The organism is Kribbella sp. NPDC051587 (assembly GCF_044453945.1).
Classification (GTDB): Bacteria; Actinomycetota; Actinomycetes; order Propionibacteriales; family Kribbellaceae; genus Kribbella.
Genome location: NZ_JBITDE010000003.1, coordinates 261,179 through 276,496, shown reverse-complemented (window position 1 = coordinate 276,496; position 15,318 = coordinate 261,179). Strand labels below are relative to the sequence as shown.

Below are 15,318 nucleotides of genomic sequence, written 5' to 3'. Positions count from 1 at the left end.
GCACAGCCGAAGACGGCGGGCAACCCCTGGCGAGGGGCCGCGGAATCGGGTTAGACCACTTCGGCGCCGAGGCGCTCCGAGATCGTGGCGGCGAGCTGGACCAGCGCGGTCTGCGCCTGCTTGCGCTTGTCGCGGGTCAGATCGCGAGCGAACGAGGTCACGCCGACCGCGCCGGCGACGTGCTCACCGGCCGCGAAGAACGGTGCGGCGATGCAGGCGATGTCGGCCTGCTCCTCCTGGTCCTCGAGCGCGAAGCCCTGCTTGTGCACCTTCGCCAACTCGGCGCGGAAGGTCTCCTCGGTGACCGGCTTGGCCTTCGGCCCGTAGCCCTGCTCGAGATGGCCGAGCAGCGGGGTCAGTTCGTCGTCCGGCAGGTACGCCGCGATCGCCTTGCCGAGGGCGGTCAGGTTGAAGTGCGAGACCTTGCCCGGGTAGGTGTCGAACTGGATGAAGCCGGGCAGCGCGGCCTTGGCGACGTACACGATCGAGGTGCCGGTCAGCACGCCGATGTGCACCGGCATGCCGAGCCGGTCGGCGACCTCGCGCAGTTCGCGGTTCGCGACCGAGGACAGGTCGACTTTGCGGATCAGCTGCGTGGCCAGCCCATACAGGCGCAGGGTCGGCCGCCAGAAATGACTGCGCCCGACCACTCGGCGACTCGCGTAGTCGCGCTGCTCGAGGGTGTAGACGATCGAGGCGCAGGTGGCGAGCGGGATCTTCGCCTTCTTCGCCAGCGCGGTCAGGGTCAGCTCCTCGTCGGAGGTGACGAGTGTTTCGAGCACGGTCAGCGTCCGCGCCACCGCCGGCGACGGCGACCGCTCTTCAGAGCCGTCCATACCCAACCTCCCCATTGAAAACTGGCTCGCAGTGTAACCCGCTGTGTGGAAGCCGTCGGCACCAATTGGTATATACGAAATTCCGGAGATGAACCCGAGATCTTGAAGTTCTCCCGGAATCGTGTCACCTTCCCACGAAAGGAGGAAATCGATGTCCGAACCCCTGAACCGCCGGGCCTTCCTCCGGGTGTCCGGCCTGTCCCTGTCCGTCGCGGCCGTCGCGGGCTGCTCGTTCTTCTCCACCGACGCCAAGAAGACCACGGCCTCCGGCGCGACCGCCGACGCGGGCGCCAAGGAGTCGCCGGCCCTGTCCGGCCTGGTCAAGAACGGCAAGCTGCCACCGCTCGAGCAGCGGCTGCCGAAGAACCCGATGGTGCTCAAGCCGATCCAGTCCCCCGGCAAGTACGGCGGCGTCCTGCAGCGCGGGTCGATCGACCGCAACGCGTCCCAGAACCAGTACGTCGAGTTCGCCGGGCTGGTCGAATGGACGCCGACGACCCCGGCCAAGGTCGGCCCGGGGCTGGCCGAGAAGTGGGAGGTCCTGGACGGCGGCAAGGTCTACGTCTTCCATCTCCGCGAAGGCCTGAAGTGGTCCGACGGCCAGCCGTTCACCACCGACGACCTGATGTTCGCGTACGAGAAGTCGTTCCTGAACAAGGAGCTGAACCCGGTCTTCCCCGGCTGGCTGAGTCCAGGAGGCAAGCCCGGCAAGTTCGTGAAGGTCGACGACCACACGCTGCGGATGGAGTTCGCCGTACCGCACGGTCTGTTGCTGCGGTACCTGTGCTTCATCGGGCTGACCGGCTTCGGCTCCAGCTCGGCGTTGTTGCTCCCGGCCCACTACCTCAAGCAGTTCCACAAGGACTTCGCGACGCCGGCCCAGATCCAGGCCGCGATGAAGAAGGATCCGGCACCGTCCTGGGCCGAGTTCTTCACCGCCCGGCGCAACATCTGGAAGAACGCCGACATCCCGGTCCTCGGCCCGTGGAAACTCGTCGCACCCTTGAAGGGGTCGGGCGTGACCGCGCGGCTGGAGCGCAATCCGTACTACTGGAAGGTCGACGAACAAGGCCGCCAGCTGCCGTACATCGACAGCCAGCAGTACACGGTGATGCCGGCCGAGACGCTCGGGCTGCGCGCGGCCAACGGCCAGCTCGACCTGCAGGTGACCGACATCCAGGCCGAGCAACTCCCGCTCCTGATCCGCAACCAGCAGGCCAAGGGCTACAAGGTCAACCGCTGGGTCGCGGAGCCGAACACGTCGCTCAACCTCAACCAGAGCCACCCCGACCCGGTCCTGCGCGAACTGTTCCAGAAGCTCGACTTCCGCGCCGGTCTGTCGCACGCGATCAACCGCAAGGAGATGAACGACGCGCTGCTGGCCGGGCAGGGGTTCGTCCGGCACCCGTGTGCCCAGCCCGAGGACGAGTACTGGGAAGACGGCATGGGCCGGCGCTTCATCGAGTACGACGTTGCCGAGGCCAACAAACGTCTGGACGCGGCCGGTCTGACCCGCCGCGGTGCCGATGGCATGCGACTCCGGCCGGACGGGAAGAAGCTCCAGCTGGTCGGCCGCTGCTTCGAGGTCGGTGTCGGGATCGCCGCGATCACCGTGCTCGAGTACGCCCGCCGGTACTGGAAGGCGGTCGGGATCGACCTGGTCGCGAAGCCGATGTCGCTGGACCTCTGGTACGAGGAGATCCCGCACGGCGACTACGATCTGGTCGCCTATCCCCCGGCCACGATCCTGTGGGACATCGACTCGCTCTGGTACATCCCGACGAGCGGGCTCACCTACTGGGCGCCGAAGTACGGCAACTGGTACGGCGATCCGAAGGACAAGTTCGCGCTCGAACCCACCGGCGACATCCGCACGCTGCAGACGACGTACGACGAACTGCTGATCACGGCCGACGACACCAAACGCCTCGACCTCGGGCGGCAGATCCTGCGCCTGCACGATCAGAACGTCTGGATCATCGGTACTGTCGCAACGCCGTTCCAGCCGTTGATCTCAGCCGGCGACCTCCGCAACGTCCGGCCGGACGCGATCGCGAGCTTCCGCACCCACTACGAGAACGCCTCCGCACCGGAACAGATGTACTTCGACAACCCGGACAAGCACGTCTGACATGGGTGGCTATCTGGTACGGCGACTACTCGCGATGCTGCCCACCGTCGTACTGATCTCGCTGGTGTCGTTCCTGATCATCCAACTGCCGCCTGGCGACTACCTGACCACGGTGGTCGCCAAGCTGCAGGCTCAGGGGCAATCGCTACCACCCGAGCAGCTGATCGCGCTGCGGCAGCAGTACGCGTTGGACGCTTCGCCCCTGGAGCAATACTGGCGATGGATCACCAACATCGTGCTGCACGGTGACTTCGGTACGTCGTTCGAGTACAACAAGCCCGTGTCGACCCTGCTCGGGGAACGGCTGCCGCTGACGTTGGGGCTCGGCCTGCTTACGTGGATCATCGGGTGGAGCATCGCGCTGGTGGCCGGGGTCTACTCGGCGGCTCGGCGGTACTCGAAGCTCGACTACGTCATCACCACGCTGAGCTTCCTCGGCCTCGCGATCCCCGGCTTCCTGATCGCACTGACCGCGGTCTACCTGCAGTTCAAGCTGTTCGGGCGTACGGTCTCCGGCCTGTTCTCCCCGGAGTTCGACGACGCGGCCTGGAATCTCGGCAAGCTGCTCGACCTGTTCAGCCATCTCTGGCTGCCCGTGCTCGTGCTGGCGTCGGGCGGTGTCGCGGGGACGGTCCGAGTCCTGCGCGCGAACCTCCTCGACGAACTGCACAAGCCCTACGTGACCGCCGCCCGCGCTCGCGGACTCACCGAACGCAAACTGCTGCTGCGCTACCCGACGCGCGTCGCGCTGAATCCGTTCATCGCCACCATCGGCTGGACGATCCCGGCGCTCTTCGACGGCGAGGTGCTGGTCGCGACCGTGCTCGGTCTTGAAACCACCGGACCGCTGCTGCTCAACGCGCTGAAGAGCCAGGACATGTACCTGGCCGGCGGCATCATCCTGATCGCCTGCATCCTGACCGTGATCGGCACGCTCCTGTCCGATCTCCTGCTGGCTGCCGTCGATCCACGCGTTCGAGTCGGGTACGCCGGATGAGCGAGCCCACTCTGGCGTTGGCCTCGCAGCGCACCCTGGTCTGGCGGCGCTTCAAGCGCAACAAGCTCGCCGTGGTGTCGTTGTGGATCGTCGGCTTCATCTACTTCGTCGCGGTGTTCTGCGAGTTCCTCGCTCCGCATGCCCAAGACACCTACGCCGCCGACCGCGCCTTCGCCCCACCACAACTACTCAAGGTCTCGCTCACCTCGAGTCCCCATCTGTACGTCAACGGCTACCAAGGCACCCCGAACCCGGAGACGCTGCTGCGCGACTACACCGTCGACAAGACCCAGCGGTACGGCGTTCGCCTGTTCGCGAAAGGTGATCCGTACAAACTGTGGGGGCTGATCCCCTCCGACCGGCATCTGCTCAGCACGAGCCGTGCGGACGCGCCGTTCCAGCTGCTCGGGACGGATGAGCAGGGCCGGGATCAGTTCTCCCGGTTGATCTACGGAACACGGATCTCGATGTCGGTCGGCCTGATCGGCGTTGCCGCGGCGCTGGTGCTCGGCCTGCTGCTCGGTGGGATCTCGGGGTACTTCGGTGGGTTGACCGACGGGATCGTGCAGCGGGTGATCGAGTTCTTCATGTCGATCCCGACGCTGCCGCTCTGGCTCGGCCTGGCCGCCGCCGTACCGCCGGGGTGGAGTCCGTTGAAGACGTACTTCGCGATCACGCTGATCCTGTCGCTGATCGGCTGGACGGGATTGGCACGGGTGATTCGCAGCCGGTTCCTGCAGATCCGGGGTGAGGATTTCGTCCTGGCCGCCGAGCTCGACGGCGCGCGCTGGCATCGGGTGATCGGTCGGCACATGCTGCCGGCGTTCACCAGCCACATCATCGCGTCGCTGACGCTCGCCGTACCGGGGATGATCCTCGGAGAGACCGCTCTCTCGTTTCTCGGACTCGGCCTGCAGGCGCCGGTGGTCAGCTGGGGCGTCCTGCTCGGCGGCGCGCAGAGCATCCGGGTCCTGTCCGCGGCACCGTGGCTGCTGTCGGCCGGAGTCGCGGTGGTGATCGCGGTGATGGCGCTCAACTTCGTCGGCGACGGGCTGCGCGACGCCGCCGATCCCTACGAGTCGTGAGGGTGCACCGATGAGCCTGCTGGAGATCTCCGGGTTGAGCACCCATTTCGACACCGCCGACGGCCTGGTGCGCGCGGTCGACGACGTCAGCCTGCGCGTCGAGCCGGGGCAGACGGTGTGCGTGGTCGGCGAGTCCGGGTGCGGGAAGAGCGTCACCGCACGGTCGATCCTGCGCCTGGTCGACCCGCCGGGACGGATCGTTGCCGGGAGCATCCACTATCGATCGGGAGACACGTCGGTCGATCTGGCCGCTCTCGATCCGGGCGGGTCCGCGATGCGCGCGATCCGCGGCAAGGAGATCGGCATGGTCTTCCAGGAGCCGATGGCCGCGCTCAGTCCGGTGCACACGATCGGGCGGCAGCTGATGGAGACATTGTTGCTGCACGAGCGGCTGACCAAGCGCGAGGCGCGAGAGCGGGCGATCGACGAACTGCGCAGCGTCGGCATCCCGCAACCCGAGCAGCGCATCGACGCCTACTCGTTCCAGCTCTCCGGTGGGATGCGGCAGCGCGCGATGATCGCGATGGCGCTTGCTTGCCGACCGCAACTACTGATCGCCGACGAACCGACCACCGCGCTCGACGTGACCACGCAGGCCCAGATCCTCGACCTGCTGCGGTCGCTGCAGGAGGACCGCGGGATGGCGATGCTCTTCATCACCCACGATCTCGGGGTGGTGGCCGAGCTGGCTGATCGGGTCGCGGTCATGTACCTCGGGACGGTCGTCGAGGAGTGCGACGTCGATTCGTTGTTCCACGATCCCCGGCATCCGTACACGCGCGCGTTGCTGCGGTCCGTGCCCCGGATCGAGCGCCGGGTACGACGGCGGCTGCCGACGATCCGTGGTCAGGTCCCGCATCCCCAGCAACGGCCGAGCGGCTGTCCCTACCGGACTCGCTGCGATCACGTCGTACCGGGGCTGTGTGAGACCGAGGCCCCGCCGGCGGTCACCGACGGAGGTCGCGAAGTGCGGTGTGTGCACTATCCGACCGCCGAGAGCATTCGCAGCGGACACGATCTCGCGGAGCCGACTCATGTCGGCTGACGAGATTCTGCGCGTGGAGAACCTGTCGATGCGGTTCTCGAGCGGGTCGGGCTTGTTCGGCCGGCGGACGACGGTGCAGGCGGTCGACGACGTGAGTCTCGCCGTACGGCGGGGTGAGACGCTCGGGCTCGTTGGTGAGTCCGGCTCGGGCAAGACGACACTCGGTCGGTGCATCCTGCGCGCGTATCAACCGACGAGTGGGCAGCTGCGCTATCGCCGTACCGACGGGTCCGACGTCGATCTCTCCGTACTGTCGCGGGCGGAGCTGCGGCCGTTGCGGACGGAGATCCGGACCGTGTTCCAGGACCCGAACTCGTCGCTCAATCCGCGGATGACCGTGCAGCAGATCGTCGCCGAGCCGCTGATCGTGAACAAGCTCGCGAGCGGGAGCGCAGTGGTTGATCGGGTCGCCGACGCGCTCCGACGCTGTGGACTGCGGCCGGAGCTGATGCGGCGGTACCCGCATGCATTCTCAGGTGGCGAGCGGCAGCGGATCGGGATCGCTCGAGCGCTCGTCACGCAACCGCGGCTGGTGGTGGCGGACGAGGCGGTGAGCGCGCTCGACGTCTCCGTACGCAGTCAGATCCTGAACCTGCTCGAGGACCTGCAGGACGAGTTCGAACTGACCTACGTCTTCATCTCGCACGACCTGTCAGTCGTCCAGCACCTCTGCGACCGCGTGGCGGTGATGTACCGCGGCAAGCTCGTCGAGGAGGCCAGCACCGAAGACCTCTTCGAGCAACCGCAACACACCTACACCCAGACCCTGCTCGCCTCGGTCCCCATCCCCGACCCCCGCCTCCGCAAAGCCAGGCGGGTCAGCGGGTTGGCTTGAACTCTGCGGGAAGGTGTTGGGTGATGCGGTCGAACAGTTCGCGCAAGGGTTCGCCGATCTCGCGGCCGAACTCGGTCAGTCCGTAGGTCACCTGGGGCGGGACGGTCGGCTCGACCTCGCGCCAGACCAGGCCGTCCTGCACGAGCACCCGCAGGGTCTGGGACAGCATCTTCTCGCTGATGCCGTGGATGCTCTCGCGCAGCTCGTAGAACCGCAACGCGTTGGTACGCAAGGAGATCAGCACCCACACGCCCCAGCGGCTGGTGACATGATCGACCACGTTGCGCGCCAGGCAGTCGGTGTGAAACACCTCATACCGAGGGGGAGCCTCGGCTGCTGTGACCTGCACGCCTTCATCCACGTGTGGAGCTTACCTTCAGGTACGTCCTTACGAAAGGTAAGCCCGTCCTCCTAGCGTCGGTCACCCATCGACCAAGGAGCACACAATGATCGTAGTAACCGGGGCGACCGGAAACATCGGCCGGCCGTTGACGCAGACCCTGGCCGCGGCCGGGCACCAAGTGACCGCGGTGTCGCGACACGCAACCGCCGTACCGGATGGGGTTCGTTATGTGACGGCCGATCTGGCCGACCCGGCCAGCCTGGAGCCGGCGCTGGCTGGAGCCAAAGCCTTGTTCCTGCTGCTGTCCGGCGATCTGCAGGCGACTGGCGCGAACCCGGCCGACCTCATCAGCTTGGCCGCGGAGCATGGGGTTCGGCGGCTGGTGCTGCTCTCTTCGCAGGGCGTGTCCACGCGGCCATTCGGTACGACGAGGATCGCGCTGCGGGGATTGGAGGACGTACTGCGGGAGTCCGGACTGGACTGGGCGATTCTGCGGCCGGGAGGCTTTGCCTCCAACGCCTTGTGGTGGGCCGAGTCGATCCGCACCCAGCAGGTCGTCGCCGCGCCTTTCGGCGATGTCGGGGTACCGATCGTCGACCCGGCCGACATCGCCGAGGTTGCCGCCGCCTGCTTGGTGGACGACCAGCACTCCCGCGCCGTGTACGAGCTGACCGGTCCGGAGGTGATCACGCCGCGGCAGCAGGCAGCGGCGATCGCAGCCGCGTTGGGCTCGCCGGTGCGGTTCCACGAGCTGAGCCGTGATGAGGCCAAGGCCGCGCTGACGCACAACATGCCGCCCGAGGTCGCCGACGACACGCTGGACATCCTGGGCGCTCCCAACGACGCCGAGCTGCGCGTCAGCCCCGACGTTCAGCGCGTCCTCGGGCGGGCACCGCGGTCGTTCGCCGAGTGGACGGCGCGCAATCTCGCCGCCTTCCAGTGACTTCGGTCGCACCCGACCGCGCTCCGGCTGGCGAGGGGTCGTACTGACGCGTTACGGTCGGTGCGTTTCTCAACCAGATCTACAGGGAGTAGTGGACCGTGTCGGTATCGCAGTCGGCCGAGAGCCCGGAGAAGACCTTCTTCGGGCATCCGCGTGGGTTGATGACGCTGTTCACGACCGAACTGTGGGAGCGGTTCAGCTACTACGGGATGCGCGCCATCCTGCTGCTCTACCTGACCGACAAGGCGCACGGTCTCGGCCTGGGTGAGTCGCTCGGCCAGGCCGTGGTCTCGATCTACGGCGCGTCGGTCTACCTGCTCTCGGTGCTCGGCGGCTGGTTCGCCGACCGCGTCTTCGGTGCCCGCCGGACCGTCCTGTACGGCGGTGTCGTGATCGTCGCCGGTCACCTGCTGCTCGCGCTCCCGGCGACCGGCCCGGCGTACTTCGGGATCGCGCTCGTTGCCCTCGGCACCGGTCTGCTGAAGCCGAACGTGTCGACGATGGTCGGGACGCTCTACGAGAAGGGCGACGCGCGACGCGACTCGGCGTTCTCGATCTTCTACATGGGGATCAACATCGGTTCGTTCTCGGCGCCGTTCGTGGTCGGGTTCCTGCGCCGCGAGTTCGGCTTCCACGTCGCGTTCGCGGCCGCCGCGGTCGGCATGACGCTGGCGCTGATCGCCTACGTACTCGGCCGGCGCACCCTGCACGGTCGCGGCGACACCCCGCCGAACCCGCTCACCGCCGAGGACCGGCCGACCATGATCAAGGTGAGCGTCGCCGTACTGGCGGTGCTCGCGGTGGTCTTCTTCCTCTCCGCCGCGCTGTCCGGTGGGTTCGGACCGAAGCCGGTCGTCGACGCGATCTCGTACCTGTGCTTCCTGGCTCCGATCGCCTATTTCACGATGCTGCTGCGCAGCCCGCTGGTCACTCCGGTGGAGCGGCAGCGGGTGCGCGCGTACATCCCGTTGTTCATCGCGGCGATGCTGTTCTTCATGGTGTTCGAGCAGGCAGCGACCACGCTCACCACGTTCGCCGCCGACCGGACCGAGCTGCACCTGTTCGGCATCACGATCTCGCCGGAGTTCTTCGCGTCGGTGAACCCGTTCTCGATCATCATCCTGGCTCCGATCTTCGCGCTGATCTGGATCAAGCTCGGTGAGCGTGGGCCGAGCATCGGCCAGAAGTTCGCGACCGGACTGCTGCTGGCCGGCATCTCCTTCGCTGTGATGGCTCTCGCCTCCCACGTCGCCGGCGAGAAGCTCGCGTCGCCGTTCTGGCTGGTCGTCGTTTATGTCATCCAGACCCTCGGCGAGCTCTTCCTCTCCCCCGTCGGCCTGGCCGCCACCACCCTGCTGGCGCCGCGGGCATTCCTCAGCCAGATGATGGCGCTCTGGTTCCTCGCACCGTCGGCCGGTCAGGCGATCACCGCCCAGCTCGTCCAGGCCACCGAAGGCGCCTCCGACACGGCGTACTTCGGCGGCCTGGCCATCGTCACGATCGTCTTCGCGCTCGTGCTCTACACGCTGGCTCCCTGGATCAAGCGCCACACCAAGCAGGAGCAGGAGGCCTAAGCGGCGAGTCGTTCCGCCAGCCACGCGATCGCCAGTGGCTGGCGGTACTCGACCGCGCGGTGACCCCCGTCGAACAGCTCGAACCGGACTAAACCATCCGGTACGCCGACCTCGGCGAGGCTGCGGCGGAACGCTTGCGCACCGAGGTCGAGGAACCACTCGTCGCTGGTCCCGGCGTCGATCCAGATCGCTCGCTGGGATCTCAGCGCCTCGGCATGATCCGGTGACATCCGCACCGGATCCCAGCGCAGCCAGCGTTCCCAGACCGCTGGCCTGAGCGCCCCGGTCACCGGATCGAACGGGAGCTCCGGCCGCCCGTCGGCGTCCGGTGAGAAGCAGGCCGAGACCCCGAGTAGTTCGAGCAGGCGCTCGTCTTCGGGCTTGGTGAAGGCGGTTCGAGTGGTGAAGTCCGCCCACCACGCGAAGATGTCGCCGTCGTACTGGCGCAGGTGACGTGCCGCCCAGAGGAAGTGCGGGATGTACTGCGCTTCCGACAACGCGTCACCGGAGTGCGTGGCGAAGGCGCCGAACAGGTCAGGGCGCAGCATCGGCGTGATCATCGCGCCGAGACCACCACTCGACTTCCCGGCGATCGCCCGGTGGTCGCGATCCGAGATGGTCCGGTAGTGAGCGTCGACCCACGGAACCACCTCGTCGCACAGGTAGGAGTGATACGGGCCGGTACCGGGCGAATCGACGTACTGGCTGCCGCCGTACTTGGTGAAGGCGTCGACGAAGACGACGATCATGCCCGGCGCCTCGCCCCGCGCGAACAGGCCGTCGATGAGTTCGGGGACCGGGCGGCGGTACGGGATGCGGTTGCGCCAGATCGGCAGTGTGCCGCCGAAGCCGAGCAACATGTAGACGGTTGGGTAGCGGCGGCAGCCCTCGTCGTACCCGGGCGGTGTGTAGACCCACAGCGGACGGCTGGACGGATCGCCGAGGGGGTTTCCGCGCAGCAAGCGGCTGTCGAGGGTGTGTTCGTCGAGCCGGCCGATCAGGTCGAGCATGGGCGCTCCTCACGTTGATACTACGAAATCATAATATATTGAATCGTAGTACCATCGGGGTCATGCGCGACTCGATCGATCGGCACATCGACTACTGGCAGCACGAGGTGGCTGAGCTCGATGCCGAGGTCGAAGGCATCGTCACCCGGATGCAGATGCTCGTGCGGCACCTGCAGACGCGCCGGGCCGCGGCCTTGCAGGAGCTCGGCCTGCGCAGCTGGGAGTACGACATCCTCTGGCGGCTACGCGCCGCGGGGCCGCCGTACAGCGTGACGCCGACGATGCTGGCCGTTGCCCTCGACACCCATCCGGCCACCCTCACCAACCGCCTCGACCGGCTCACCCAGGCCGGCCTCGTCGCCCGCAGCCGCGCCGCCACCGACCGCCGCAGCGTGGTCGTCGTCCTCACCGACGCGGGCCACCAGGCCTGGGAATCCGCCATCGGCTCCCAAGGCGACGCCGAGCAAGAACTCCTCGCGCCACTCTCGGAGCGCGAACGCCAGTCCCTGACCAAGCTGCTCCGCAAAGTCGTCCTCGCCGCCGAAGCCGACGGCCCCGACCTGATGCCCAGCCCGCTCACCCCCGAGACGGAACCACGTCCCCCACGCGAGTGAGGCATCGCCGGCCATCTCGTCGCATGCTCGAACCATGCAGTCAACCGCCCCGCGCTGGGCCTACCGCCTCGCCCACGCGATCCCGTTCTTCGTCCTGCCCTCAAGCCTGTGGCGGCTCGGCCTGGTCTTCGGCTCGTCCATGGGCATGCTCGACGCCACCGGCCAACCGACGTACATCCACGGCTTCGGCCTCAAGCTGTACGTCGTCGGCCTGTCCCTCGTCTCCGAGGCACTGGCCCTGACCGGCCTCGGCCTGGTCCACCGCTGGGGCGAGATCGTCCCCCGCTGGATCCCCCTGATCGGCGGTCGCCGCGTCGCGCCGTACGCCGCCATCATCCCCGCCACCCTCGGCGGCCTGTCGCTGATCGCCCTCTGGACCTTCGCGATGCGCAACGCCTACACCGACGGCTTCCTCTACTTCACCAACGACTTCTGGCAGTACCTCATGGTCGGCAGCTACAGCCTCCTCCACCTCTGGGGCCCCGCCCTCCTACTCCTCACCTGGTCCTACCACCGCCGCCACGCCCTTCACCCCCGCGTCAAAGCCCCCATCTAACGCGGTCGCCAGTGGGGCTGCGAGTTGGGCGATCTCGCGCAGCTCCGGGTGCCAGGTCGGACCACCCTGCTGGGCAATCCGGTTCAGGCTCGTGCAGAACTTGAGCGACGCGGTCGTGCCCCAGGGCCTGGAGCGTTCGCCCGCAACATCCTCGGCGAGATGCTGCGAACCGGACCAACTGCCGTTCTCGGCACGCTGTGCCGCAGTCACAACCGCGGCTCCGCGCCGGAACACGATCACGTTGTCGGCCAGCTGATTGGCCTGGACCGCGGCGATCGTTGCCGGGATCCCGCGATAGCAGCCGTCGTGGTTGGACCGGGCAACGAACCGACCACGCCCGTGCAAGGCGATCTGATCGAGGTATCGCGCCACGATGCCCAGCCGGCTCAGCGCCTCCGGGACCGCCAGCACCGCGACCTCCACGCGGAATCCCGCGGCCCCGAAGTTCGCCGCCGCCCGCGCGAACTCCTCGGGATCAGCCAGCGCCGTCTCCACGACGGTGTGACAACCACGGGCTCGCGCCCAGTCCTCGGCCGCTGCGTGCCACAGGCGCGTGTCCAGCCGCGTATAGGCGCCCGCCGTCCGCTCGTCCTCGGCCTGCAGGCGGACGTAGTCGGGGTGGTACGGCTTGTAGAAATCACCGCAGACATGGGCTGCCTGGCCACGCAGACCCATCGTGCGCTTGATCATGTCCGTGGTCGCCGTCTTCCCCGCGCCCGGCTGCCCACCGATGAACACCACCGCCGGCCGTTCCTGCCGCATCGCTCCCGCGAGCTCGCGCGGGACGATCCGGGAGCTGAAGATCTCCGCGTGCAGCTCCTCGTTCAGCCGGTAGCGGCCGAGATCCGCGACCTCAGCCATCGGCGCGTCCATTGAGCTCGCGCAACCGTTGGCCGTAGCTGTCCCGAACCGCCCGGATGGCCTCCGGATCGTCGGCGCGAAGGGCATGGCGATCTATCGAGGCAAGGCGGCTCTGCTCGTCCCAGTGGTCCATCACGGACTGGTCGGGGGTTTCCTTGCGGCGTTCGGTCCAGTAGCGGTCGGTGCAGTGGGCGATGAAGAGGCTGATGGTGTCCTGGGCGACCTCGAAGCTGATGGCCTGCTGGTCGTCCCACTCGTACGGCTGGATCTGGCCGAGGATCGATTCGTTGCCGTCGTTGTCGGTCATGCGGCAACTCTCGCCGCTCGGCGCGACGTACCGCAACCGGTGTTCGTCCTACCTGTGGATAACTCCTCAGCGGGAGCGAGGGCGGGGTTTGAGGGTGGTGCCGGGGAGGGGCGGGGCCGGGAGGGGGTCGCCTTCGTAGCCGGGGACCATCGGGAAGCGGTCGTTGCCGGCGGCGGCGATGGCGGACTGCCAGGAGTCACGGGCCTCGACGATGTCCTCGTGGGTGCGGCCGATGAAGTTCCACCACATCACGAGCTCTTCGGTGAAAGGTTCGCCGCCGAGCAGAAGGCAACGAACTCCGTTGCTGGAGGCAACCAGATCAACCGACTCGCGGCCCGCACCGAGGTAGGCGAGTTCGCCGAAGGACGGCGTCAGGTCCCCGACTTCGAGTGAACCCTCGACCACCAGTACGGCGTACTCGTTGGAAGGTGTGAGTGGGAGCGTGAGGGATCGGCCCGGCTGGATGGTGAGGTCGGCGCCGACCAGCGGGGTGTAGGCGGGAGCCGGGGAGGTCACGCCGGCCACGGTGCCGATCATCACCGTGAGGTGGGCGCCGTCCAGGTCGAGTTGCGGAGATCGGCGTACGCGTTGAAGGCGGGTGGGGTCGTCGTACGGACGGAGTCGGGTAGCGCGACCCAGAGTTGCGCGCCATGCAGGCGCGGTGGTGCGTCCGGCGTAGAGACTTCGGAGTGAGCGATGCCATTGCCGGCAGTCATGATGTTCAGCTCGCCCGGACGCACGAACGCGTGTGAGCCGACGCTGTCGCGGTGCTCGATCTCGCCCTCGAACAACCAGCTCACCGTCTGCAGACTCGTATGCGGATGCGGCGGAACCAGCATGCCGCGCTCCCCCGGCGCGTCGTACGAATCGACCCGCTGCGTCAGATCATCAGGCCCGTAATGATCGACGAAGCACCACGCACCAACCATCCGACGGTCCTTGTTCGGCAGCAACCGCCGTACCTTCGTCGACCGTCCTAGCACCACCTCACGCGGCTCCAACAGCTCGAACACCGGCCCCTGCTCAGACCCGCTACAGACGACCTCGGCCGGGTCCTTCTCCAAGTCGCTCATCACGCCGTCCATTCGAGGAGTTCGTCGCGGGTCCAGGTGTTGATGACGCGGTCGGGGGTGATGTCGGCGCCTTCGGCGCGTTCGCAGCCGTAGACCTGCCAGTCGAGTTGGCCGGGTGCGTGGGCGTCGGTGTCGATGGAGAAGACGCAGTCCATCTCGGCGGCCAGGGCGAGCAGGCGTTTGGGCGGGTCGAGGCGTTCGGGGCGGGAGTTGATCTCGACGGCCGTGTTGAACTGACGACACGCCTCGAAGACCACCTCGGCGTCGAACTCGGACTCGGGGCGGGTGCCGCGGTTGCCGGTGATCAGGCGGCCGGTGCAGTGCCCCAGTACGTCGACGTGCGGGTTGGCGATCGCCTTGACCATCCGCTCGGTCATCGGCTCGGAGGCCATCCGGAGTTTGGAGTGCACGCTGGCGACGACGAGGTCGAGCCGCGCCAGGATCTCGGAGTCGCAGTCGAGCGAACCGTCGTCGAGGATGTCGACCTCGATCCCGTTCAGGATCGTGAACCCGTCGAGCTCCTTGGCCAGCTTCTTGTTGAGCTCGGCAACGACCTCGATCTGTTGCAACCGGCGTTCCCGGGACAGGCCGTTGGCGACCGTGAGCCGTGGCGAGTGATCGGTCAGGGCCATGTACTTGTGGCCGAGCCGGTGCGCCGTCCGGGCCATCTCCTCGATCGGGCTGCCGCCGTCGGACCACTCCGAGTGCAGATGCAGGTCGGCCTGCAGCGCTGCGCGCATCGCCGTACCCTCGTCGGTCAGCTCACCGGCCGACCCCTCCAGCTTGATCAGGTACGCCGGGGTCGCGCCGTCCATCGCCTCCAGGATCACGGCCTCGGTCTTCGGCCCGATCCCCGGCAGTTCGGTCAGCGTCCCGGCCCGGCGCCGTGCCCGGACCTCCGCCGCCGGCAGCGCCTCGATCGTGTCGGCCGCCCGCCGGTACGCCTTCACCCGATGGGTCGGCTGCCGGTCGCGCTCCAGGTAGTACCCGATCGCGCGCAACGCCTCCACCGCGGCATCCACACCCGCCTTGTCCGTCATCCCCCCATCATCCCGCCATTTGGTGGGTGCACCCATCAGGTGGGAGGTTCCCACCCGGAATTCCGGGG

Annotated in this window: 17 protein-coding genes; 9 read left to right on the top strand and 8 right to left on the bottom strand. The window is 67.5% G+C overall.

The window, feature by feature from the left end; genetic code table 11:
• Nucleotides 1-50: 50 nt before the first annotated feature.
• Nucleotides 51-836, bottom strand: coding sequence for an IclR family transcriptional regulator (locus tag ACIA49_RS13510; protein ID WP_396377432.1), 786 nt, complete (start codon nucleotides 834-836; stop codon nucleotides 51-53).
• Nucleotides 837-987: 151 nt separating this feature from the next.
• On the opposite strand from ACIA49_RS13510, the gene ACIA49_RS13505 reads away from it, so the two are divergent.
• From ACIA49_RS13505 to ACIA49_RS13485, 5 genes are read left to right on the top strand one after another with little or no spacing between them, the layout of a single operon-like run.
• Nucleotides 988-2,967 (top strand): ABC transporter substrate-binding protein, encoded by a 1,980-nt coding sequence (locus ACIA49_RS13505; protein ID WP_396377431.1) that lies wholly within the window; start codon nucleotides 988-990, stop codon nucleotides 2,965-2,967.
• A 1-nt stretch (nucleotide 2,968) separates the two neighbouring features.
• Nucleotides 2,969-3,964: an ABC transporter permease gene (locus ACIA49_RS13500; RefSeq protein WP_396377430.1), complete on the top strand. Its 996-nt coding sequence runs from the start codon at nucleotides 2,969-2,971 to the stop codon at nucleotides 3,962-3,964.
• Nucleotides 3,961-5,049 (top strand): ABC transporter permease, encoded by a 1,089-nt coding sequence (locus tag ACIA49_RS13495; RefSeq protein WP_396377429.1) that lies wholly within the window; start codon nucleotides 3,961-3,963, stop codon nucleotides 5,047-5,049. The genes ACIA49_RS13500 and ACIA49_RS13495 overlap by 4 nt, the downstream gene beginning before the upstream one ends.
• Before the next feature lie 10 nt (nucleotides 5,050-5,059).
• Nucleotides 5,060-6,094: an ABC transporter ATP-binding protein gene (locus tag ACIA49_RS13490; protein WP_396377428.1), complete on the top strand. Its 1,035-nt coding sequence runs from the start codon at nucleotides 5,060-5,062 to the stop codon at nucleotides 6,092-6,094.
• Nucleotides 6,084-6,929 (top strand): ABC transporter ATP-binding protein, encoded by an 846-nt coding sequence (locus tag ACIA49_RS13485; RefSeq protein WP_396377427.1) that lies wholly within the window; start codon nucleotides 6,084-6,086, stop codon nucleotides 6,927-6,929. The genes ACIA49_RS13490 and ACIA49_RS13485 overlap by 11 nt, the downstream gene beginning before the upstream one ends.
• Here the strand turns inward: ACIA49_RS13485 and ACIA49_RS13480 are convergent.
• A complete protein-coding gene (locus ACIA49_RS13480; protein ID WP_396377426.1) occupies nucleotides 6,913-7,290 on the bottom strand; it encodes a winged helix-turn-helix transcriptional regulator in 378 nt (125 codons plus the stop codon). The two genes, ACIA49_RS13485 and ACIA49_RS13480, sit on opposite strands and share 17 nt — an antisense overlap.
• An 85-nt stretch (nucleotides 7,291-7,375) precedes the next feature.
• On the opposite strand from ACIA49_RS13480, the gene ACIA49_RS13475 reads away from it, so the two are divergent.
• Nucleotides 7,376-8,215: an SDR family oxidoreductase gene (locus ACIA49_RS13475; protein WP_396377425.1), complete on the top strand. Its 840-nt coding sequence runs from the start codon at nucleotides 7,376-7,378 to the stop codon at nucleotides 8,213-8,215.
• A 98-nt stretch (nucleotides 8,216-8,313) separates the two neighbouring features.
• Entirely contained in the window at nucleotides 8,314-9,789 is a 1,476-nt protein-coding gene (locus tag ACIA49_RS13470) for a peptide MFS transporter (protein WP_396377424.1), read from the top strand.
• On the opposite strand, the gene ACIA49_RS13465 is transcribed toward ACIA49_RS13470, so the two are convergent.
• Entirely contained in the window at nucleotides 9,786-10,799 is a 1,014-nt protein-coding gene (locus ACIA49_RS13465) for an alpha/beta hydrolase (protein WP_396377423.1), read from the bottom strand. The genes ACIA49_RS13470 and ACIA49_RS13465 overlap by 4 nt on opposite strands.
• A gap of 62 nt (nucleotides 10,800-10,861) precedes the next feature.
• Between ACIA49_RS13465 and ACIA49_RS13460 the strand changes: the two genes are divergently transcribed.
• Nucleotides 10,862-11,413, top strand: a complete 552-nt coding sequence (locus ACIA49_RS13460) for a MarR family winged helix-turn-helix transcriptional regulator (RefSeq protein ID WP_396377422.1) — start codon at nucleotides 10,862-10,864, stop codon at nucleotides 11,411-11,413.
• Nucleotides 11,414-11,447: 34 nt separating this feature from the next.
• Complete coding sequence (locus ACIA49_RS13455; protein ID WP_396377421.1) at nucleotides 11,448-11,969, top strand: hypothetical protein; 522 nt, start codon at nucleotides 11,448-11,450, stop codon at nucleotides 11,967-11,969.
• On the opposite strand, the gene ACIA49_RS13450 is transcribed toward ACIA49_RS13455, so the two are convergent.
• From ACIA49_RS13450 to ACIA49_RS13430, 5 genes are all read right to left on the bottom strand, one after another.
• On the bottom strand, nucleotides 11,904-12,830 hold the full coding sequence (locus ACIA49_RS13450; RefSeq protein ID WP_396377420.1) for a zeta toxin family protein: 927 nt from the start codon (nucleotides 12,828-12,830) through the stop codon (nucleotides 11,904-11,906). The two genes, ACIA49_RS13455 and ACIA49_RS13450, sit on opposite strands and share 66 nt — an antisense overlap.
• On the bottom strand, nucleotides 12,823-13,137 hold the full coding sequence (locus ACIA49_RS13445; RefSeq protein ID WP_396377419.1) for a hypothetical protein: 315 nt from the start codon (nucleotides 13,135-13,137) through the stop codon (nucleotides 12,823-12,825). The genes ACIA49_RS13450 and ACIA49_RS13445 overlap by 8 nt, the downstream gene beginning before the upstream one ends.
• A gap of 66 nt (nucleotides 13,138-13,203) precedes the next feature.
• A complete protein-coding gene (locus ACIA49_RS13440; RefSeq protein ID WP_396377418.1) occupies nucleotides 13,204-13,674 on the bottom strand; it encodes a pirin-like C-terminal cupin domain-containing protein in 471 nt (156 codons plus the stop codon).
• Nucleotides 13,674-14,210, bottom strand: coding sequence for a pirin family protein (locus ACIA49_RS13435; protein ID WP_396377417.1), 537 nt, complete (start codon nucleotides 14,208-14,210; stop codon nucleotides 13,674-13,676). Before ACIA49_RS13435 ends, ACIA49_RS13440 begins: the two co-directional genes overlap by 1 nt.
• Nucleotides 14,210-15,250, bottom strand: a complete 1,041-nt coding sequence (locus tag ACIA49_RS13430) for a PHP domain-containing protein (protein ID WP_396377416.1) — start codon at nucleotides 15,248-15,250, stop codon at nucleotides 14,210-14,212. The genes ACIA49_RS13435 and ACIA49_RS13430 overlap by 1 nt, the downstream gene beginning before the upstream one ends.
• Nucleotides 15,251-15,318: the final 68 nt, after the last annotated feature.